We start from the raw sequence: 20,152 nt of genomic DNA, 5'->3' as shown, positions 1-20,152 counted from the left end.
GCTCATGTCTTGGTTACGTGAACTGTTTATTTGCGTGAGAAGTGTACGACCAGTTTGTCGCCAACGGTTTGCAGCACTTGAACCAGCATCAGCAGCAACACCACCGTCACAACCATCACATCCGTCTGGAAACGCTGGTAACCGAAACGGATCGCCAGGTCGCCCAGACCGCCAGCGCCGACCACACCGGCCATCGCCGTGTAGGACACCAGTGTAATCGCTGTCACCGTAATTGCCGCGAAGATGCCCGGACGGGCTTCCGGCAGCAAGGCGTTGATGATGATCTGACGTGTCGTCGCCCCCATGGCCTGGGTCGCCTCAATGATGCCGCGATCCACTTCACGCAGGGCGGTTTCCACCAGTCGCGCGAAGAACGGCGTGGCACCCACCACCAGCGGTGGAATCGCACCGGCGACACCCAGCGAGGTGCCCGTGATCAACACGGTGAACGGAATCATCACGATCAGCAAAATGATGAATGGCAGCGAACGCAGAATGTTCACCACCAACGACAGCATCGCGTAGACGCCTTTGGCTTCCAGCAACTGGCGCGGGCTGCACAGGAACAACAGCACGCCCAAGGGCAAGCCCAGCAGCACCGTGAACAACAGCGAACCACCGAGCATCAGCAGGGTGTCGCCGGTGGCCAGCCAGATTTCGTACCAGTCGATATTGGAAAAGAAACTCATCAGGACTTCCATCAGCGCAGCACCTCCATGTGGACGTCAGCTGCAGTGAAGTGAGCAAATGCCGCTTCCATATCGCCACCGGTGACGGCCAGGGTCAATTGCCCGTAAGGGACGTCTTTGATGCGATCGATACGACCGGCCAGGATGCTGTAGTCCACGCCCGTTTCCCGAGCGACGGTACCCAGCAACGGCGCGTAAGTCGCTTCGCCCTGAAAGGTCAGACGCACGATGCGCCCCGGTACGTGAGCGAAGTCGTCGCGCTGTTCGCTTTCGTCGATTTGCTCGTCTTCCTGCACGAAGCGCTTGGTAGTCGGGTGCTTGGGATGCAGGAACACCTCGGCCACCGAACCTTGCTCGACGATCTTGCCGGCATCCATCACCGCCACCTGATCGCAGACTCGACGGATCACATCCATCTCGTGGGTGATCAGGACGATGGTCAGTTTCAGTTCGCGGTTGATCTCGGCCAGCAGTTGCAGGACCGACGCCGTGGTTTGCGGGTCCAGGGCACTGGTGGCTTCATCGCACAGCAGGATTTTCGGTTTGGTCGCCAAAGCCCGGGCGATACCGACACGCTGCTTCTGACCACCGGACAATTGCGCCGGGTATTTTTTGGCATGGTCGGACAGGCCGACCCGCGCCAGCAACTCCGTCACGCGCCGGTCGATTTCGCTGCGCGATAGTTCGCCGGCGAGCGTCAGAGGCAGCGCGACGTTGTCGGCCACGGTCTTGGACGCCAGCAGGTTGAAGTGCTGGAAAATCATCCCGACCTGCTGACGGAAACGCCGCAGGCTATTGGCATCCAGCGCGGTGACTTCTTCGCCATCGACAATGATCTTGCCGCCACTGGAGTTCTCCAGGCGATTGATCAAACGCAGCAGGGTACTTTTTCCCGCGCCGGAATGGCCGATCAGGCCAAAGACCTGACCATTCTCAATCGTCAGACTGGTCGGATGCAGGGCGGGAATATCCTTACCGGCGACGCGGTAAGTTTTGTGGACGTTTTGAAACTCGATCACGTAGCGAACCTTGTGGGGCGCGTTAGAAAAGGATCAGCGGTTAGCCGGGCGCGCATTTTAGCCTTTCTGTATAGAGGTTCTTAGCATTTATTTTGCATTCAACCAGCGATTTGGCAATAAGGCGATCAAAGGTAGGGAGCCTAAGGTCAAGGCGATTGCGGCCTGATGCATTTAGAAAAGCAAAAGATCGCAGCCTTCGGCAGCTCCTACACTGGTCGGAGCTGCCGAAGGCTGCGATCTTTTCTTATGGCTTACGCGGACTCAGAACCATTTGCGCCGGAATGTTGCGCAGAATCTGCCTCTCCAGCTTCAGATCAAACTTCGAATCCAGTTTCTTCACCCGTTTGGTCAGCAGCGTGGCCAGCCATGGGTAATCCTGAGTGCGCGGCGCCTGAATGCTCACGTCGCACTGATAATTCACCACATCGGCGGCGATAGCATCAAGTTGGCGACGAAGCTTGCTCATATCGGCGAGGTTCAATGCCACCGTGGTGCTTTCAGCCGTCGGATCGATGACTTTGGCCTGAGGTTTGGCTTCGGCAGCCTTGAGTGCCGCTTCGGCTTTATCCAGTTCAGCCTTGCGCGCATGGACAATGGCGCTGTTGACGCCACCGGTCAGCGCCGGGGCCTTGGGCATCAATACCCGGGCACGGCTTAGCGCCGTGGCCGCCGCATTCACATCACCTTTTTGCAACACGATCTGGCTGCGCAGCAAATAAGCCTCGGCCAATTGCCGCTGGTATTGCTCAAGGGATTGATCGTTGGGTGACTCGGCCTGCAAGGTCGCCAATTGGTCCTCGGCGGTGGCCAGTTCGCTGCTGGCCAGGCTTTGCTCCAGCTGTGCGATAGCCATGGCCCGCGCATCGGGAGCGTCGATGGCTGCCGGTGGCGTGCTTTGGCAAGCGCTCAGGAGCAGCGAAAATGCGACGAGGAGCAGATAACGGGAGGCGAACAGCTTCATTCCTGCGACTCTCTATTTGCGCAAAAAACGAGCAAGTCTACACCCCTCGACGGGGCAGGACAAAACTCAGCAGAAACAGCGCGGCGGCCGCCACTACAATCGACGGGCCTGCCGGGGTGTCCTTGAACCAGGACAGCGCCAACCCACCACACACCGCGAGCATGCCCAGCAGGCTCGCACCTAGTGCCATCTGCTCCGGCGAGCGGGCGTGACGCTGTGCCGCAGCCGCCGGAATAATCAGTAACGAAGTAATCAGCAACACGCCGACGATTTTCATCGCCACCGCGATCACCACCGCGATCAGCAACATCAGGACTAGGCGCAAGGCTGCCACTGGCAAACCTTCTACCTTGGCCAGTTCTTCGTGCACCGTGATCGCGAGCAAGGGTCGCCACAGCGTGACCAGCAATGCCAGCACCGCCGCGCTACCGCCGAGGATCCAGGCCAGATCGGTCGGGCTGATCGCCAGCAAGTCGCCGAACAGATAAGCCATCAGGTCAATCCGCACTTCATGCATGAAGCTTAGTACCACCAGCCCCAGGGAGAGCGTGCTCGGTGCGAGAATTCCCAAAAGCGTGTCGGATGCCAGCGGCTGACGTTGTTGCAGCGTCACCAGCAATACCGCCAGCAACAAGCAGCCTACAGTGACGGCAACGGTCGGGCTGACATCCAGCAGAAAACCCAGCGCCACACCGAGCAGTGCGGCGTGAGACAAGGTGTCGCCGAAATAGGCCATGCGCCGCCAGACCACGAACGAACCCAGCGGGCCCGCGACCAGCGCCAAAGCCAGGCCTGCAAGCAGGGCAAAGAGCAGAAAATCAGCCATGCTTGCAGCTATCTCCATGAACGTGAGTCGACGGGACCGCGCTGACCACCGAGCCATGCAGGTCGTGGGCGTGGTCGTGATGGTGGTGATAAATCGCCAGGCTTTGTGCGTTTTTTCCGAACAGCTCGACGAATGCCGGATCGCCGCTGACCTGCTCGGGATGTCCGGAGCAGCAGACGTGGCGATTCAGGCACACCACCTGGTCGGTGGTACTCATCACCAGATGCAGATCGTGAGAGACCATCAAAACGCCGCAACCATGCCGGTCGCGCAAGCGTGTAATCAGGCTGTAGAGCTCGGCTTGACCGGCCACATCGACGCCTTGCACCGGCTCATCCAGCACCAACAGTTCCGGTTCGCGCAACAAGGCCCGCGCCAGCAGCACCCGCTGCATTTCGCCACCGGACACACTTTGCACCGGACTGTCGATGACCTGTTCGGCGCCGACTTCCTTGAGGGCCGCCAAGGCCCGAGCACGGTCCACGCCCGGCACCAGACGCAAAAAGCGCAGCACCGACAGCGGCAGGGTCGGATCGACATGGAGTTTTTGCGGCATATAACCGACGCGCAACTTCGACTTGCGCCAGACGCGGCCGTTGTCCGGTTTCAACAGGCCGAGCACAGCGCGCACCAGTGTGGTTTTGCCGGCACCATTGGGGCCGATCAAGGTAACGATCTGCCCCGGCTCAACACTCAGCTCGATGTTGTCCAGCACGTTTTGCCCGGCAAAGGTGACAGCTACCTGCTCGAGGCGAATCAGCGCGTTGCTCATCAAGCCCCCTGGCAACCCGAGCAGAGACCGATCACTTCAACGGTCTGGGCCTCGACGATAAATCCGACATCTTTGGCGCTATTGATGATCGCGTCGCTGATGGATTTCTGTTCGAGTTCGATGGCGGCGTGGCATTCGCGGCAGATCAGGAACTGGCCCTGGTGAGCGTGTTCCGGGTGATTGCAGCCGACGAAGGCGTTCAGCGAAGAGATGCGGTGTACCAAGCCGTTTTCCAGCAGGAAATCCAGCGCGCGGTACACGGTGGGAGGCGCGGCGCGGCGGCCGTCCTGCTCACTGAGCACCGCCAGAATATCGTAAGCACCCAGCGGTTTGTGGCTTTGCCATACCAGTTCCAGCACCCGCCGGCGCAAAGCGGTCAGGCGCAACCCCTGACGCGCGCACAATGCATCGGCCTCAGACAATGCGCTATGCACGCAATGAGAGTGGTCGTGGGGACGGCTGGCAATCGGTGTTTTAGGCATGAGCGGCGACGAGTTTTGTGAGAGACGTTATTATGTTACCCGTTCTCGCCTCTTCGAGTGGTCATCGTGTCCCGACTTTTTTCTACGTTTGTCGCATTTGTCGCAAGTTTTTTGCTGATCGGCTCGGCCCAAGCCGAGGTCAAAGTCCTCACCAGCGTCAAACCCCTGCAGTTGATAGCCGCGGCGGTGCAGGACGGCGTAGCGGTTCCGGAAGTCTTGCTGCCGCCCGGCGCCTCGCCCCATAACTACGCCTTGCGCCCTTCCGACGTACGGAAAGTACAGTCGGTGGATCTGGTGTACTGGATCGGCCCGGACATGGAAGGTTTCCTGCCTCGCGTGTTGAAAGGTCGTACGCTGCCCAGCGTCGCGGTGCAGGATGTGCCTGGTCTGAAACTGCGACATTTCGCCGAAGATAACCATTCCCACGCCGAAGAAGCCGACGAGCATGACCACGATCACCGCCCCGGAAGCCTGGATGCACACTTGTGGTTGTCACCGATCAACGCCCGCGTGATCGCCACCAAAATGGCCGCCGATCTGAGCGCCGCCGATCCGGCCAACGCGGCGCGCTACCAGAGCAACCTCAAGACATTCGATGAGCGTCTGGATGCTTTGGACCTGCGCCTGAAGGCCCGTCTGGCGGGTATCGCGGGCAAGCCATATTTCGTGTTCCACGAAGCCTTCGACTACTTCGAAGACGCTTATGGCCTCAAGCACGCCGGCGTGTTCAGTGTCGCTGCCGAAGTGCAACCCGGTGCCCAACACGTGGCAGCGATGCGCACGCGGTTGCAGGAAGTCGGCAAGACCTGCGTGTTCAGCGAACCACCTCTGCGCCCCCGCCTGGCAGAAACCCTGGTGGCCGGGCTGCCAGTGAAGCTGGCGGAGCTGGATGCATTGGGCGGGTACACGCCAGCGACCGCTCAAGGGTATGAGCAGGTATTGGAAAAGCTGGGGAATGATTTGGCGGGGTGTCTGGAGTCGTTGTAACTCCAGCATCGGCGTCGCCTCCATCGCGGGCAAGCCCGCTCCCACAAGGATCATCGCGAATCCTGTGGGAGCGGGCTTGCCCGCGATGCTTTTAAAGCGCGAACGGCAACGGCGTGCTGACCTTCTGCCGCTGCGCCAACCGCAGCTGAAACTCCATCGGATCGTGAATCAACACGTCCTGCCCGGCAAAAGACTCCGCGGCAATCAATCGCGACAACCAGAACCGTACGCACGCCACGCGCAGCATGGTCGGCCATAGCTCGGCTTCGGCTGCGGTGAACGGTCGCAGCGCAGCATAAGCGCCCAGCAATGCCCGTGCCCGAGCGCCATCAAGCTGCCCTTGTTCGTCCGAACACCAATCGTTCAAGGCAATTGCCACGTCATAGAGCATTGGCCCCGAACAGGCGTTGTAGAAGTCGATCAACCCGGTCAGGTGCGTGCCTTCGAACATCGCGTTATCGCGGAACAGGTCCGCGTGGATGTTTGCCCGTGGCAGCGCCAGAATTTTCGCCTTCTGCTGTGTGATTTCATCCAGCGCCCGTTGCAGCAAATCGCTTTGCTCGGCATTCAGGTGCGAAAGCAATTGCGTGCCCTCCTCCAGCATCCAGTCCAGGCCGCGATCGGTTTTGCGTTTGATCATGTTGGCCTGGGTCGCCAGGTGCAGATGAGCCAGCAGCTCGCCGACCTGAGCGCAATGCTGCGCGTTGGCGTCCTTGATGTGCTTGCCCGCCAGACGTGGCTGTAGCAGCGCAGGTTTGCCGGCCAGCTCGCGCAAGGCAACACCGTCGGTGGTGCGCAGGGCATAAGGCACCGGCAGGTTGGCGTCGTGCAGCACGTCGAGCAGCTCGATGAAGAACGGCATCTCTTGCACCGGCCCGCGCTCGACCAGGGTCAGGACAAATTCACCCTGCTCCAGGCTGATAAAGAAATTGGTGTTTTCGCTACCGGCGGCGATCCCCTGGAAATCAAGCAGACGGCCAAGCCCGTAAGGGGCGAGAAAGGTTTCCAGCTCGGGCCGAGCCAGGGGGGTGAACACAGACATGGTTAAAACTGCCAGTACGGGCGCCGCGACTGCCGGCGCCGATTTAAGTTAGGAGCGGTTTACCACTCGAATATTTTCCACGACGGAATCAGCATATCCGGCTGGTCCGAGCGAATGAAGTTACCGTCCGAGCCATCAGCGCGCACCAGGAAATACGGTTTGCCGACTTTCGGGGTCACCTTGATGGCATACAAAAAACCATTTTGCCGATATTCCTGAATGGTTTTATCGCCTTCCGTGCGGATCGTTACATCCGGGTCCGCCGAGGGCGCGTCATCCGCCGCCATGACAGCCAATGGGGTAATTGCAAACAAACCAGCCAGCAACAAGCGATTTAGTGTGCGCATGATAACCTTGTCCCTTTGTCGTCAACGGTCCCGCTATTCTAGCGCCGGACCCGCCGAAAAGGTTGATCCTGCTCATGAGCCAAGCCCCCCTCGTCCTGGTGGACGGTTCTTCTTACCTGTACCGCGCCTTTCATGCGCTGCCACCGCTGACCACCTCCAAAGGCCTGCCGACCGGTGCGGTCAAAGGCGTATTGAACATGCTCAAAAGCCTGCGCAAGCAGTACCCGGACAGCCCGTTCGCCGTGGTATTCGACGCCAAGGGCGGGACGTTCCGCGATGCGATGTTCGCCGAATACAAAGCCAACCGTCCAAGCATGCCCGACGACATGCGGGTCCAGATCGAACCGCTGCACGCCAGCGTCAAGGCCCTGGGCTTTCCATTGCTGTGCGTGGACAACGTTGAAGCGGACGACGTGATCGGCACTTTGGCCCGCAGCAGCGCGGCCGCCGACCGCCCGGTGGTGATCTCCACCGGCGACAAGGACATGGCGCAACTGGTCGACGGGCACATTACCTTGGTCAATACGATGACCGGTAGCGCGCTGGACGTGGAGGGCGTGAAGGAGAAATTCGGCGTCGCTCCCGAGCAGATCATCGATTATCTGGCACTGATGGGCGATTCGTCCGACAACATTCCGGGCGTTCCGGGTATCGGTCCAAAAACCGCTTCCGGTCTGCTGGTCGGCGTGAACGGCGGCCTGACCGAGCTTTATGCGCAGCTCGACATCGTCCCGACCCTGCCGATTCGCGGCGCCAAAACCCTGCCGGCCAAGCTCGAAGAGCATAAGGAGATGGCGTTCCTCTCCTATCAACTGGCAACCATCAAGATCGACGTGCCGCTGGACATCAGTCTCGATGACCTGCAAATGGGCAAGCCGGATCACGACAAGCTCGCCGAGCTCTACACTCTGCTGGAATTCAAAAGCTGGTTCGAAGAGAACCAGCGCGACGCCAAGCGCTCGGGTCAGGACATTGTCGAGGTCGTCCAGGAACAACCGGGCGCCGCCGAAGCGGAGTACGAAACCATCCTCGACCAGAAGCACTTCGAGGCTTGGCTGGACAAGCTCGACAAGGCGCCGTTGATCGCCTTCGTCACCGAAACCAACGGCAGCGATGCGCAACATGCACAACTGGTGGGTCTGTCGTTTTCCGTCGCGGCCAACGAAGCGGCCTACATTCCGCTGACCCATTCCTACATGGGCGTGCCGGAACAACTGGATCGCGACACCGTGCTGCTGGCGTTGAAGCCGCTGCTGGAAAACCCGAACAAACTGAAAGTCGGCCAGCACGCCAAGTTCGAAACCAATATCCTCGCCAACTGCGCCATCGGTGGCGATCAGAGCAACGGGATTATTGTTCAGGGTATTGCCTACGACACCATGCTCGAGTCCTACGTTTTGGACTCGACGGCCACCCGCCACGACATGGACAGCCTGGCGCTCAAATACCTGGGCCAAAGCAAGACCGACATTCAAGAGATTGCGGGCAAAGGCGTCAAACAGCTGAGCTTCGATCAAATCTCTCTAGAGTTGGCCGGTCCCTATGCCGCCGAAGATGCCGACGTCACCTTCCGGTTGCATCTGGCATTACAGGAAAAACTGGCGGCAACGCCAAGCCTGGGCAAAGTGCTCAACGCCATTGAAATGCCGCTGATGCCGGTTCTGGCCCGAATCGAGCGCCAAGGCGCGCTCGTGGACGCCAACCTGCTGGGCATCCAGAGCGTCGAGCTGGGCGAGAAACTGGTCGCCCTTGAGCGCGAAGCCTTTGCCATCGCCGGTGAAGAATTCAACCTCGGCTCGCCGAAGCAACTGGGCGTGATCCTCTACGAAAAGCTCGGTTTGCCCGTACTCAGCAAAACCGCCAAGGGCCAGGCTTCGACTGCCGAAGCGGTGTTGGCCGAGTTGGCCGAACAAGACTACCCGCTGCCCAAGGTGCTGATGCAATACCGCTCGCTGAGCAAGCTCAAGAGCACCTACACCGACCGTTTGCCAGAACAGATCAACGCTCGCACCGGGCGCATTCATACGTCTTACCAGCAAGCCGTCGCCGCCACCGGACGTTTGTCGTCCATCGACCCGAACCTGCAGAACATTCCGATTCGCACTGCCGAAGGTCGTCGGATTCGTCAGGCGTTCGTCGCGCCGAAAGGCTACAAGCTGCTGGCCGCGGACTACTCGCAAATCGAACTGCGGATCATGGCGCATCTGGCCAAGGACGAAGGCTTGCTGCACGCTTTCCGTAACAACCTTGATGTACACCGCGCCACGGCCGCAGAGGTTTTTGGCGTCGAGCTGGACGCGGTTACCAACGATCAGCGTCGTAGTGCGAAAGCCATCAACTTCGGCCTGATCTATGGCATGAGCGCGTTTGGCCTGGCCAAGCAGATCGGCGTTGACCGCAAACAGTCCCAGGCCTACATCGATCGCTACTTCGCCCGTTATCCCGGCGTACTGGAATACATGGAGCGCACGCGCGCCCAGGCTGCCGAGCAAGGCTTCGTCGAAACCATCTTTGGTCGTCGCTTGTACCTGCCGGAAATCAACGCGAAAAACCAGGCATTGCGCAAAGCCGCCGAGCGCACGGCAATCAATGCCCCGATGCAAGGTACCGCGGCGGATATCATCAAGAAAGCCATGGTGGCAGTGGACAACTGGCTGACATCGTCAGGCCTGGACGCCAAAGTCATCCTGCAGGTGCACGATGAATTGGTACTTGAGGTGCGTGAGGACCTGATTGACCAGGTACGAGAGGAGATTCGCGTGCACATGAGCAACGCCGCCCAGCTGGATGTACCGCTTCTGGTCGAAGTGGGCGTCGGTAACAATTGGGATGAAGCCCACTGAGCCAGTGTGCTGCGGCACTTTGCCGCCGCACGCAATGACGAAGGGTTATAGAGCGGGAAATGACGACGATTATTTCCAATGGTTTTTGAAAATACTCTGAACTAAATTCATGCACCGCCACTCAGAGATACTGAATGGCTGGTGAAGCCCTTCGATGCTCCTATGTTGTGTTAAGTGTTGGCAGATATCTGGACCCCGCCCTAGTGGTCCGGAATTTGAACCCCGGAACTTCTTCCTCCCCATACGAAGTCCGGGGTTTTTTTTGCCTGCAGATCTGGAGAGCTTTACTCGCCAGCCTCGGCGCCTTTGTCCGCCAATTCCATCCAGCCCGCCAATACGGTGTAGGCGTCTTCCAGGCCCATGCGCTTGGGTGCCGAAAACAGCTGGATAGTGATCGTATCGCCCCAGCCCTTGCGGATTTCCGCCTGAACCTTGAGCAGCGCGTTTTTCGCCGCGCCGTAGGTCAGCTTGTCTGCCTTGGTCAGCAAAATATGCATCGGCATGCCACTGGCGATCGCCCAATCGAGCATCAGCAGGTCGAAATCGGTCATTGGATGACGGATGTCCATCATCAGAATCAAACCCTTCAAACTCTCACGACCGCCCAGATAGGCTTCCAGGTGACGCTGCCAGTGCAGCTTCAACGGGATCGGCACTTTCGCGTAACCGTAACCCGGCAGGTCGACCAGACGGCGTTCATCGTCTAGCTTGAAGAAGTTCAACAGCTGCGTGCGACCCGGTGTTTTCGAGGTCCGCGCCAGGCTGGCGTGTGTCAGGGTGTTCAACGCGCTGGACTTGCCGGCGTTGGAACGCCCGGCGAAGGCCACTTCGAAGCCTTCGTCGTCGGGGCACTGGTCGACTTTGGCGGCGCTGAGCATGAAGGTGGACTGTTGGCACAGGCCGAGTATGGGATTCTTGAGTTGCATGGGATTTCCGATGTGGGCGGCGCCGGGAATGGACGCGGCAAGCAGTGTCGTTTCCGTTTCAGTGACGCCAGTATATAATGCCGCAGATTTTGTGTGCGCTTTGTCCCAGCGCAGGATGAAGTTCACGAGAGCGATTAACCTTGATTGCGCACTAGAACGCAGCACGCTCTCAACCCTGAAAAGGTCGTTTTATGACGAAATGGCTGCTAGCTGCCGGTGTCTTGATGCCGCTTTACAGCGCTCAGGCTACACAGGATCCGGAAGCGGTGTACAACCGTGTTTGTGGTGCCTGTCATTCCGGCCAACTACCCATGGCGCCCCGCAAGGGCGATCAGGACGCTTGGACGCCGAGGTTGGCGAAAGGTATGGAGACGCTGGTGCAACACGTGACCCAGGGTTTCAAGGCGATGCCGCCGCGTGGTTTGTGCATGGACTGCAGTGCCGAGGATTACCGAGCCATCATCCAGTGGATGAGCGAGTAAACCCGGCCCATAACTCTTTAACCCTTAGCCGTAGTTGGATTAGCTGATGAACAAATTGATCGTGAGTCTGCTGTTGACCGTGGGGATCTCCGGCGTAGCCCATGCTGCAGGTGATGCGACTGCTGGCCAGGCGAAAGCCGCAGTATGTGGCGCCTGTCATGGCCCGGATGGCAACAGCATGGCGCCTAACTTTCCGAAACTGGCAGGTCAGGGCGAGCGTTATCTGAACAAGCAGTTGCACGACATCAAGTCCGGCAAACGCACGGTACTGGAAATGACCGGTCTGCTGACCAACCTGAGTGATCAGGACCTGGCTGATATCTCCGCCTACTTCGCCAGCCAGAAAGGCAGCGTGGGTGCCGCTGACCCGAAAGTCGTGGCTCGCGGTGAAGCGCTGTTCCGTGGCGGTGATCTGGCCAAGGGCCTGCCATCCTGCACCGGGTGCCACTCGCCGAATGGCGCAGGTAACGCAGCTGCCGGTTTCCCACACTTGGGCGGTCAGCATGCTCAGTATGTCGGCAAACAACTGACCGACTTCAGAAAAGAAGAAGGTGGCCGGACCAACGACGGCGATACCAAACCGATGCAGAGCATCGCTAAAAAGCTGAGCGACGAAGATATCGCCGCCGTCTCCAGCTATATTCAAGGCTTGCACTAAGGCCTGTGATCGAGCGTTGTGAATGGTGTAGATCTCTTGCAACGTTAACACTCGATTAATCCGTCGATGCAAACATAAAAAGGGTAGCTTTGGCTGCCCTTTTTTGTGGCCGCTGCCGTTACACTACAAACTCAAGCCCGCCGGAATCTGTCTGAAAACAGGTCGCGCGAGGCGACCCAATTGTCCAGGAGTAAAGCATGCGTAATCTGATCATCAGCGCCGCACTCGTCGCTGCCAGCCTGTTTGGCATGACTGCCCAAGCCGCCGAAGCCCCTGCCGCACCTTACGTAGAATTGGCCAACCCGGTGCCGGTTGCAGAGCCTGGCAAGATCGAAGTGGTCGAGCTGTTCTGGTATGGCTGCCCGCACTGTTATGCCTTCGAACCTGTGATCAACCCTTGGGTTGAAAAACTGCCTGCCGACGTGAACTTTGTGCGCATTCCGGCCATGTTTGGCGGCCCATGGGATGCACACGGCCAGATGTTCCTGACCCTTGAAGCCATGGGTGTCGAAAGCAAGGTTCACGCCGCGGTATTCAACGCGATCCAGAAAGAACACAAAAAACTGACTGACAAAGAAGACATGGCGGACTTCCTGGCGACTCAAGGTGTAGACAAGGACAAGTTCCTGGCCACCTTTGACTCCTTCGCCATCAAGGGCCAGATCAACAAAGCCAAAGAACTTGCCAAGAAATATGAAATTACCGGCGTGCCTACCATGATCGTCAATGGCAAGTATCGCTTTGACATCGGCTCTGCCGGCGGTGCCGAGCAAGCGCTGAAACTGGCCGACCAACTGGTCGCCAAAGAGCGAGCGGCAACCAAGGCCGTCGCCAACTAAGCGCGGCACCTGCCATGCGCCGCTGGGGAACTGAACGCATCGTTGGCCTGCATCATCCGCAGGTCAACGAGCATCACCTGGAATCGACGGGGTTGCCCGTGGACAGTCGTCTGCGTTTGCTCAGTTTCAATATCCAGGTCGGCATCAGTACCGAGCGCTATCGGCACTATCTGACCCGCGGCTGGCAGCATCTGTTGCCCCACACCGGACGTGCCGACAACCTGCAAAAAATCGGCAATCTGCTGGGTGACTTCGATCTGGTCGCCTTGCAGGAAGCCGATGGCGGCAGCCTGCGATCAGGCTACGTCAATCAAGTCGAACACCTGGCCCAGCTCGGCGCCTTCCCTTACTGGTATCAACAACTCAATCGCAATCTCGGACACCTCGGTCAGCACAGCAATGGCGTGCTCAGCCGTTTGCGCCCGTGGGCGATTGAAGATCATCCGCTGCCGGGGCCCAAGGGTCGCGGGGCCATTCTGGTGCGCTTCGGCGAAGGTCCGGAGGCGCTCGTGGTGGTGATGATGCACCTGGCGCTGGGCGCTCGCGCCCGTAGCCTGCAACTGGCCTACATCCGCGAGTTGATCGGCGGTTATAAACACCAGGTGCTGATGGGCGACATGAATACCCATGCCAGTGACTTGCTGCAAAACTCCCCGTTGCGTGATTTGGGCCTGCTCGCGCCGCAACTGGAAGCGACCTTCCCCAGCTGGCGCCCACAGCGTTGCCTGGACCATATTCTGCTTAGCCCCACCCTGACCCTTGAAAAGGTCGAAGTGCTGGCACAGCCCATTTCCGATCACCTGCCGGTCGCGGTAGAAATTCGTCTGCCGGGTTCGCTCACGGCCGATGCATTGCCCGCGTTGAGTCCTGCCTGAATGAGCGAAGAAGCACAGCGCTGGAAAGAGAAATACCTCAAAAGCATCGAACAACAGGAAAAACTGGAGCGTCGATGGGACGCCCGGCTCGACCTGCTGCGTCGTGGTCTGGTGCGCAGCACCCTGGCCGCAGAAGGTACCGATCGCGCCGTTGATCAATGCATGAAGGAAATGCGCGAAGTCGTCCGCACCGATGACATGGACGCCGGCCTGGCTGCCTTGCTGCCGCGCCTGGAAAAAGCCGTGCTCGACTCCGAGCAACGCCGGGAAACCCGGGTCGATCAAGTCAATGCCGCCCTGACGTCGCTGGTCTCTCAGCTGCAAGCATTGCCGCTGCCCCGGGAAGTGAGCCGGCCGCTGAAAAAATTCGCCAAACAGCTGGACGGACGCGTAGGCCAGGCTCGCGAAATACCGTTGCTGCTCAGCGAACTGAGCGGCTTGCAAGGCAAAGCCTTGAACCTGCTGGAGAATCCAGCCGAACCTGATCGTCCGGGTTTGCTGCAGCGCCTGTTCGGCAGGGAAACGGAGGAGACCGCTCCACAGCTCGTCACCGCCGAATCGCAAATGCCTGCGCCGCAACCTGTCGAACCGGTTGCAGCATCGGCCGAGCCCTCACAAGCGATGGCCAATCCCACGCCAGCCACCGATCAATCGCTGCTGCCGACCATAGAAGCCGCCCTGCCCGCCTCTGCACACCCTGAGCCACAGCAAATTCAGGCACCCGTGGCAATGGCGCCTGCGACTGGAGTCGTGGCGTTGGTCCCGCCCGCCCTTGAGCCAGAAGCGATGAGCGGCCAGGCCCCAGAATTACAAGCCCGACCGAATATCGAGCAACCACAAGGGTCGGTTCCAGCGATCGCCCTACCGATCACTCGGCCTCCATCGGCAATCAATCCCGATGAACTGACTCCGGTGACCATCGATCCAGAGCCGTCCGAGCACGATATTCTGTATGCCCTACCGGACTCGCCGGAGCCGTCCTACAGTTCTGTCGCCAAGCATATCGAAGACACCCTGCTGGGTCTTCTCGATGACCTGACGCTGCCCGAGCGCCATCGTCCACAAGCCGAGGCGATGCGTGATCGTCTACAAAATGGTTTGAACTGGTATGAGTTGATACCGATCCTCGACGACCTGGCCACATTGATGCTGGCAATCACCGACAGCGGTCAGCATGAATTCGAAGCGTATCTGCAGCAACTCAACGAACGTCTTGAGTCCTTCCAGAGCAATCTGCAAGCGGCGAGCGACGGCCACGCCGACAACCGCTCGGCCGCGCGGGAAATGGACACGCAGATTCGCGAGCAAGTGGACGGCTTGCAAAACAGCATGCAGGAAGCGGCAGACCTTGATGATCTCAAGCATGTGCTGGAAAACCATCTCGAAGGCCTGCTCGGCACCATGGACCAACACCAGAAGCAGCGTGACGAGCGTGAGCAGGAAGTAGCAGCCCGCCTGCAAAGCCTGGCTGAAAGGGTTGCTCACATGGAGCAGGAAGCACTGGGTTATCGGGAGCATCTCGAAGAGCAGCGCCAGAAGGCGTTGATTGATCCATTGACCGGCCTGCCGAATCGAGCAGCCTGGAGCGAGCGCCTGGAGCATGAAATCGGCCAATGGCAACAACATGGCAATACTCTGTTGCTGGCAATGCTCGACCTCGACCATTTCAAGCGCATTAATGACAACTATGGCCATTTGGCGGGCGACAAAGTACTGAAAATCATCGCCAGCGTGCTACGCAAACGTCTGCGCGGGACGGATTTTATTGCCAGGTTCGGCGGTGAGGAGTTTGTGCTGTTGATGCCAGACACACCACCTATGGCTGGGGCGAAACTGCTGGAAACCTTGCGCGCATCGATCGAAGCCTGCCCGTTCCACTTCAAGGGCGAGCGAGTCACCATCACCATTTCCATGGGACTGACAGCATTCAGGGCTGGGGAACACAGCGATCTGGTGCTTAAAAGAGCCGATCAGGCGCTATATCGTGCGAAAAACACCGGACGAAATCGAGTAGAACTGGGCTGACGGCTAATTGTTCCATTTTGTTTAAAGGAACCTTTTTGCCGTCAGCGCCGTGAGGCAATACGTTACACTGTTGCATTATTGTCTCGCGCGTATTGCCTCCTGCCATGAAATATCTTGTTCTTATTGCGTCGCTGCTTCTATTAGCCGGTTGTGCCAGCGGCCCCCGAATCGATACCAGCCACCCCTCAGCCAATCACGACAGTCGCATTCAATTCGTGGTGATGCATTACACCTCTACATCCCTGGAGAATTCGCTGCAATTGCTGACCCATGGTGAGGTCAGCAGCCATTACCTGATCGGCGACGACAAGCACGCCACTATTTATAAGCTGATGGATGAAAATCTCCGGGCCTGGCACGCTGGCGAAAGCGAATGGCAAGGCCGGACCTGGCTGAACTCCAGTTCCATCGGCATCGAAATCGTCAATCCGGGCTTTGAAGACACTCCAACCGGGCGCCTCTGGTATCCCTACAGCGAAGCCCAGGTTCAGTCGTTGATCTTCCTGCTCAAGGACATCAGCAAGCGCCAAGGCATCAGCCCCCGCCATATCATTGGCCATAGCGACATCGCACCGATGCGCAAACTCGACCCCGGCCCGCTGTTTCCCTGGAAGCGCCTGGCTGCCGAAGGCCTGGGCATCTGGCCGAACGAGCAGGCCGTCGCGCGGCAGCAAGCGCAGTTTTCCGTGCAACTGCCGAGCATCATTTGGTTTCAGGGACAACTTGCCCGCCTGGGCTACGCGACACCGCAGACCGGCGAACTGGATGCAGAGACACGTAATGTGCTGGCAGCCTTCCAGATGCATTTTCGTCCGTCCCGTTTTGACGGCACGCTGGATGCGCAAACCGCCGCGCTTCTTCAGGTGTTGAATCAGACAAAATAATGACGCCCGCCCGACGGTCAGCGCTTTTTCCAAATCAGCAGCTATAACTCATTGGTAATTCTTCGGATATTCCATGATGCCTGCTGCTCGGGAGAGACTGCATAGCTGGTTCTATCGCCCTTTGTTTTTGGCGATGCTGGCGACTGCCTTGAGCGCAACGCTACTGACGGTCGGCAGTTTGTTCGTGGCGATGCATCAGGTCGAAAACAACGAAAGCCAGGAAATGAATGCCCAGGGAGAACGCTTTCTGGTTCGTCTGGAGCAGCTGTTCGGGCAGTTACGCGAAAGCCTCGATGACCTGGAAGCTCAACCGTTACGAGGTTGCGATGACGAAATGATCGCCACTTTGCAGCAGGTCAGCTTCAATTACCGCTTCGTTTACGAAGCCGCTTACATGGATGCTTCACGAATCTGCTCAAATCGCCCTCGCCAAGAGGGACTGTCACTGGTCCGGCCGCCGGATATCAAGGGCCCCACCTACAGTTATTGGCTGAACACCACCACTGAACCTGATGAGAACCGCGCCGCATTGATGCTGGGGCGTGGCAATTTCCGGGTGGCAACATCTCGCGGGCACTTGACCGACATGGTCGATTTGTCGCCGGGCAGCAGCTTGCTGGTGGTACTCGATCACGGCACCCGGGCGATACCGGTACTCGGTGTCGCGCAGGATTGGCCCCCCGCGGAACCCTGGCCCCCGAAAAGCCGCGAGGCGCTGCAAGTCACTCATACCCGCCTGATTTATCGAATGCCCACTCACAACCCCGAATACCAACTGGTACTGATCACACCGCGCACCGGGGTGCATGTGCCGGCGGTATGGTGGTGGTTACTGCCGGCCAGCCTGGCGCTGAGTGCCTGTGTTGGCATTCTGGTGTTTTTGCTGGTACGCCAGCGTCAGTCGCTGGATGCCGAACTGCAAGGCGCGATACGGCGAGGCGAGCTGCAGGTGTTGTATCAACCCATCTTCGACCTCGACAGCCGCAACTGCGTCGGTGCCGAAGCCCTGCTGCGCTGGCGAAGGCCGGACGGCACGCTGACCAGCCCCGATCTGTTCATTCCGATGGCGGAGAACACTGGCCAGATCCGCCAGATAACCGATTTCGTATTGCAGCGCCTGCTGGAACAGCTCGGGCAACTGTTGCGGTCCAATCCGCAGCTGTACATCTCAGTCAATCTGGCGGCCTGCGATGTCATGGTGCCGCGTATCGGCCAAGTGATAGCGCGCCTCCTGAATATGCACCGGGTGGCGGCCAGGCAGATTGCCTTTGAGGTGACCGAGCGTGGATTGGTGGATGTGGTGGTGGCCAGAGAAAACCTGCAAGCCCTGCGTGATGTTGGGCATCAAGTGCTGATCGATGATTTTGGCACCGGCTATTGCAGCCTCGCCTACCTGCAAACCCTGCCGGTGGACTGCTTGAAAATCGACAAGGCCTTTATTGACGCGCTGGGCCATGATGCCGCCAGCAGCGGCGTGGCCCCGCACATCATTCGCATGGCGCAGGCCCTGCAACTCAAAGTGATTGCAGAGGGCATCGAACATGAAGCCCAAGCCGTGTTCCTGAGCAGCGAAGGGGTGAAGTTCGGTCAGGGCTGGCTATTCGCTCATGCACTGAGCGCTGTGCAATTCATCGAACTGATTACCCGTGGCCGCCGACTGACCACGCGCCGCCTGGATGACGAACCCTGAGATGGCTGCGGATTATATCGCCAGCGCCATGTAGAACTGCGTGCCCTGCCCCGGCCGCGAATATACCCCCATTCGCCCGCCATGCAGCTGCACGATTTCCTTGCACAGCGCCAGACCAAGCCCGGCACCGCCCTTTTTACGACCCACCTGAACAAAGGGCTCGAAGATCCGTCCCTGCTGGCCATAGGCAATGCCTTCGCCGTTATCCTCGACACTGATAATCATCCGCTCCCCATGGCGCCGGGCCTGCAAACGTATCAGGCCGTCATGGGAGGTATGGCGCAAGGCGTTGTCGATCAGGTTGTCGAGCACCCGCTCCAGTTGCGCCTGATCGGCTTGCAGCCGCGGCAACGGTCCCTGCACTTCCACCAGCAGCTCAATGCCCTTCTCCTGCGCGACGCCGGCAAAACGTATTTGAGCCTGATCCAGCAAGTCTTCGATGGAGCAAGGTGCCAGCACAAGTTTTTGCAGGCCATTCTGATACCGCGAGAAATTCAGCAGGTCGTTGATCAACTGCATCAGACGCTGCATCTCTTCGTTGACGGTATCCAGCAGGTCGGCTTCGCGGGAGTCTTCGGCAAAATGCGTTCGCTCGCGAAACAGGCCGAATGCCATGTGCATTCCGGTAACCGGTGTGCGCAATTCATGGGAGGCGCGCAAGACGAACTCACTGCGCACCCGCTCGAAGGCGCGCTGTTCAGTGACATCATGAAACACCATCACGGCGCCGAGAATATGACCCTGGGTATGGCTGACCGGGGTCAGGCTATACGTCAGCAATCGCGACTCGCCATCGACCTCAATGCTCAGGTCATCTGGTGCTCGTTCCAGGGTGCCGCCGCGCAACACCAGTTGCAGTTGCTCATCCAGTTCGGGACGTTCGAGCGCAGTGCCCAACCCTTGGCCAAGACGATCAGTGTCCCAGCCTAGCTGGCGCTGAGCCACCGGGTTAAGGTGTTCCAGATGACCTTGACGGTCGATAATCAGTAAACCGTCGTCGATGCTGTCGAGCACCGCCTGCAAACGTTGCTGACCGGCGAGCAACTCGTCGATATTGATAGCCTGGTGCTCTCGCAGAGCCTCGGCCATGATGCCGAAACGTCGGGTCAGCTGGTTCATTTCTACAGCGGAGGAAATGGGCAGGGTCACTTCGAAATTGCCTTGGCCAATGTTGTCAGCCGCCGCCGCCAAAGCCTCGATCGGAGCCCCGAAACGTCGTGCAAGCGCATGGGCGGTAATGAAGCCGATAAATAGCACTGCCACTCCGACCAACCCAAGCAATCCGGCAATCAACAACGCTCGCTCTCGAGCCCGCTGCTCAGTTTCGCTGATGTTATCCAGCGCACGCTTCTGTTCGGCGATCAAACCGTTGCGCAGCGCGTTGAATTTTTCCGTCAAATCCCCGCCGTCACTCAGTACCTGTACCGGAACACGGGAAAGATCAAAAACTTGCAGCAAACTCTGATAATCAGCTTTGGCTTTTTTGAAACCATACTCGACACCCTCACTGGATGGCTCATGAGCAATGGCTTCGTCAAGCAATTGGAGGGAATGCTGCCTGGAGGCCTCGAATGCCGCCGGATCAGGATTCTCGCCCAGCACAATGATCAGTTGATCACCCAAGGTCTGACGCAGCTTCAATCCCAGATCCAGCTTGACGAAGCTTTCACGAATGAGGGCTTCTTGAGTCCCTGCCATCTGCATCACGCTGACCAGCCCGAGCAAGAGCCCCAGCAGCGCCACCGTAATCAGCGCGGAAATACTCAGAAACAGCCGGGTGCGCAACGTCATCGCCAGTTTCATCG

At 58.8% G+C, this 20,152-nt stretch carries 19 protein-coding genes; 9 read left to right on the top strand and 10 right to left on the bottom strand.

The window, feature by feature from the left end; all coding sequences use genetic code 11:
- Positions 1–26 precede the first annotated feature (26 nt).
- The 6 genes from LOY56_RS00335 to zur form a co-directional block, all read right to left on the bottom strand.
- Entirely contained in the window at positions 27–701 is a 675-nt protein-coding gene (locus LOY56_RS00335) for a methionine ABC transporter permease (protein WP_123500528.1), read from the bottom strand.
- Entirely contained in the window at positions 701–1,708 is a 1,008-nt protein-coding gene (locus tag LOY56_RS00330; RefSeq protein ID WP_258618622.1) for a methionine ABC transporter ATP-binding protein, read from the bottom strand. The genes LOY56_RS00335 and LOY56_RS00330 overlap by 1 nt, the downstream gene beginning before the upstream one ends.
- 244 nt (positions 1,709–1,952) lie before the next feature.
- Complete coding sequence (locus LOY56_RS00325) at positions 1,953–2,669, bottom strand: PA5502 family lipoprotein (RefSeq protein ID WP_258618621.1); 717 nt, start codon at positions 2,667–2,669, stop codon at positions 1,953–1,955.
- A gap of 37 nt (positions 2,670–2,706) precedes the next feature.
- Positions 2,707–3,495, bottom strand: a complete 789-nt coding sequence (gene znuB / locus LOY56_RS00320; RefSeq protein WP_258618619.1) for a zinc ABC transporter permease subunit ZnuB — start codon at positions 3,493–3,495, stop codon at positions 2,707–2,709.
- Entirely contained in the window at positions 3,488–4,267 is a 780-nt protein-coding gene (gene znuC / locus LOY56_RS00315) for a zinc ABC transporter ATP-binding protein ZnuC (RefSeq protein ID WP_258618616.1), read from the bottom strand. Before znuC ends, znuB begins: the two co-directional genes overlap by 8 nt.
- Positions 4,267–4,749, bottom strand: a complete 483-nt coding sequence (zur, locus tag LOY56_RS00310) for a zinc uptake transcriptional repressor Zur (protein ID WP_007902861.1) — start codon at positions 4,747–4,749, stop codon at positions 4,267–4,269. Before zur ends, znuC begins: the two co-directional genes overlap by 1 nt.
- 66 nt (positions 4,750–4,815) lie before the next feature.
- Here zur and LOY56_RS00305 point away from each other — a divergent pair, with 66 nt between their 5' ends.
- Positions 4,816–5,736, top strand: a complete 921-nt coding sequence (locus LOY56_RS00305; protein WP_258618612.1) for a zinc ABC transporter substrate-binding protein — start codon at positions 4,816–4,818, stop codon at positions 5,734–5,736.
- Between the two features lie 91 nt (positions 5,737–5,827).
- Here LOY56_RS00305 and LOY56_RS00300 read toward each other — a convergent pair whose 3' ends face one another.
- Complete coding sequence (locus tag LOY56_RS00300; protein WP_258618610.1) at positions 5,828–6,778, bottom strand: homoserine kinase; 951 nt, start codon at positions 6,776–6,778, stop codon at positions 5,828–5,830.
- A gap of 59 nt (positions 6,779–6,837) precedes the next feature.
- The gene (locus tag LOY56_RS00295) at positions 6,838–7,125 is read right to left on the bottom strand and encodes a DUF2782 domain-containing protein (RefSeq protein ID WP_008076254.1); all 288 of its coding nucleotides are present in this window, start codon (positions 7,123–7,125) and stop codon (positions 6,838–6,840) included.
- A 74-nt stretch (positions 7,126–7,199) separates the two neighbouring features.
- On the opposite strand from LOY56_RS00295, the gene polA reads away from it, so the two are divergent.
- A complete protein-coding gene (polA, locus tag LOY56_RS00290) occupies positions 7,200–9,968 on the top strand; it encodes a DNA polymerase I (RefSeq protein WP_258618607.1) in 2,769 nt (922 codons plus the stop codon).
- 284 nt (positions 9,969–10,252) lie between these two features.
- Here polA and yihA read toward each other — a convergent pair whose 3' ends face one another.
- Positions 10,253–10,894, bottom strand: coding sequence for a ribosome biogenesis GTP-binding protein YihA/YsxC (yihA, locus tag LOY56_RS00285; RefSeq protein ID WP_258618605.1), 642 nt, complete (start codon positions 10,892–10,894; stop codon positions 10,253–10,255).
- 191 nt (positions 10,895–11,085) lie between these two features.
- On the opposite strand from yihA, the gene LOY56_RS00280 reads away from it, so the two are divergent.
- The 7 genes from LOY56_RS00280 to LOY56_RS00250 all read left to right on the top strand — a co-directional run bounded on the left by LOY56_RS00280 (position 11,086) and on the right by LOY56_RS00250 (position 18,347).
- Positions 11,086–11,376 (top strand): cytochrome c5 family protein, encoded by a 291-nt coding sequence (locus LOY56_RS00280; protein WP_258618603.1) that lies wholly within the window; start codon positions 11,086–11,088, stop codon positions 11,374–11,376.
- A gap of 46 nt (positions 11,377–11,422) precedes the next feature.
- Positions 11,423–12,034: a cytochrome c4 gene (locus tag LOY56_RS00275; protein ID WP_258618601.1), complete on the top strand. Its 612-nt coding sequence runs from the start codon at positions 11,423–11,425 to the stop codon at positions 12,032–12,034.
- Between the two features lie 197 nt (positions 12,035–12,231).
- Positions 12,232–12,873 (top strand): thiol:disulfide interchange protein DsbA/DsbL, encoded by a 642-nt coding sequence (locus tag LOY56_RS00270; protein WP_258618599.1) that lies wholly within the window; start codon positions 12,232–12,234, stop codon positions 12,871–12,873.
- 14 nt (positions 12,874–12,887) lie between these two features.
- The gene (locus tag LOY56_RS00265; protein WP_192345218.1) at positions 12,888–13,748 is read left to right on the top strand and encodes an endonuclease/exonuclease/phosphatase family protein; all 861 of its coding nucleotides are present in this window, start codon (positions 12,888–12,890) and stop codon (positions 13,746–13,748) included.
- Entirely contained in the window at positions 13,749–15,773 is a 2,025-nt protein-coding gene (locus tag LOY56_RS00260) for a diguanylate cyclase (RefSeq protein ID WP_258618591.1), read from the top strand.
- Positions 15,774–15,877: 104 nt separating this feature from the next.
- Positions 15,878–16,657 (top strand): N-acetylmuramoyl-L-alanine amidase, encoded by a 780-nt coding sequence (locus LOY56_RS00255; protein ID WP_258618588.1) that lies wholly within the window; start codon positions 15,878–15,880, stop codon positions 16,655–16,657.
- 73 nt (positions 16,658–16,730) lie between these two features.
- Complete coding sequence (locus LOY56_RS00250; RefSeq protein WP_258618587.1) at positions 16,731–18,347, top strand: EAL domain-containing protein; 1,617 nt, start codon at positions 16,731–16,733, stop codon at positions 18,345–18,347.
- A gap of 12 nt (positions 18,348–18,359) precedes the next feature.
- On the opposite strand, the gene LOY56_RS00245 is transcribed toward LOY56_RS00250, so the two are convergent.
- Positions 18,360–20,150, bottom strand: coding sequence for an ATP-binding protein (locus LOY56_RS00245; RefSeq protein WP_258618586.1), 1,791 nt, complete (start codon positions 20,148–20,150; stop codon positions 18,360–18,362).
- Positions 20,151–20,152 lie beyond the last annotated feature (2 nt).

The organism is Pseudomonas sp. B21-048, from assembly GCF_024748615.1.
Taxonomy (GTDB): Bacteria; Pseudomonadota; Gammaproteobacteria; order Pseudomonadales; family Pseudomonadaceae; genus Aquipseudomonas.
This window is presented reverse-complemented; position numbering and strand designations above follow the sequence as displayed.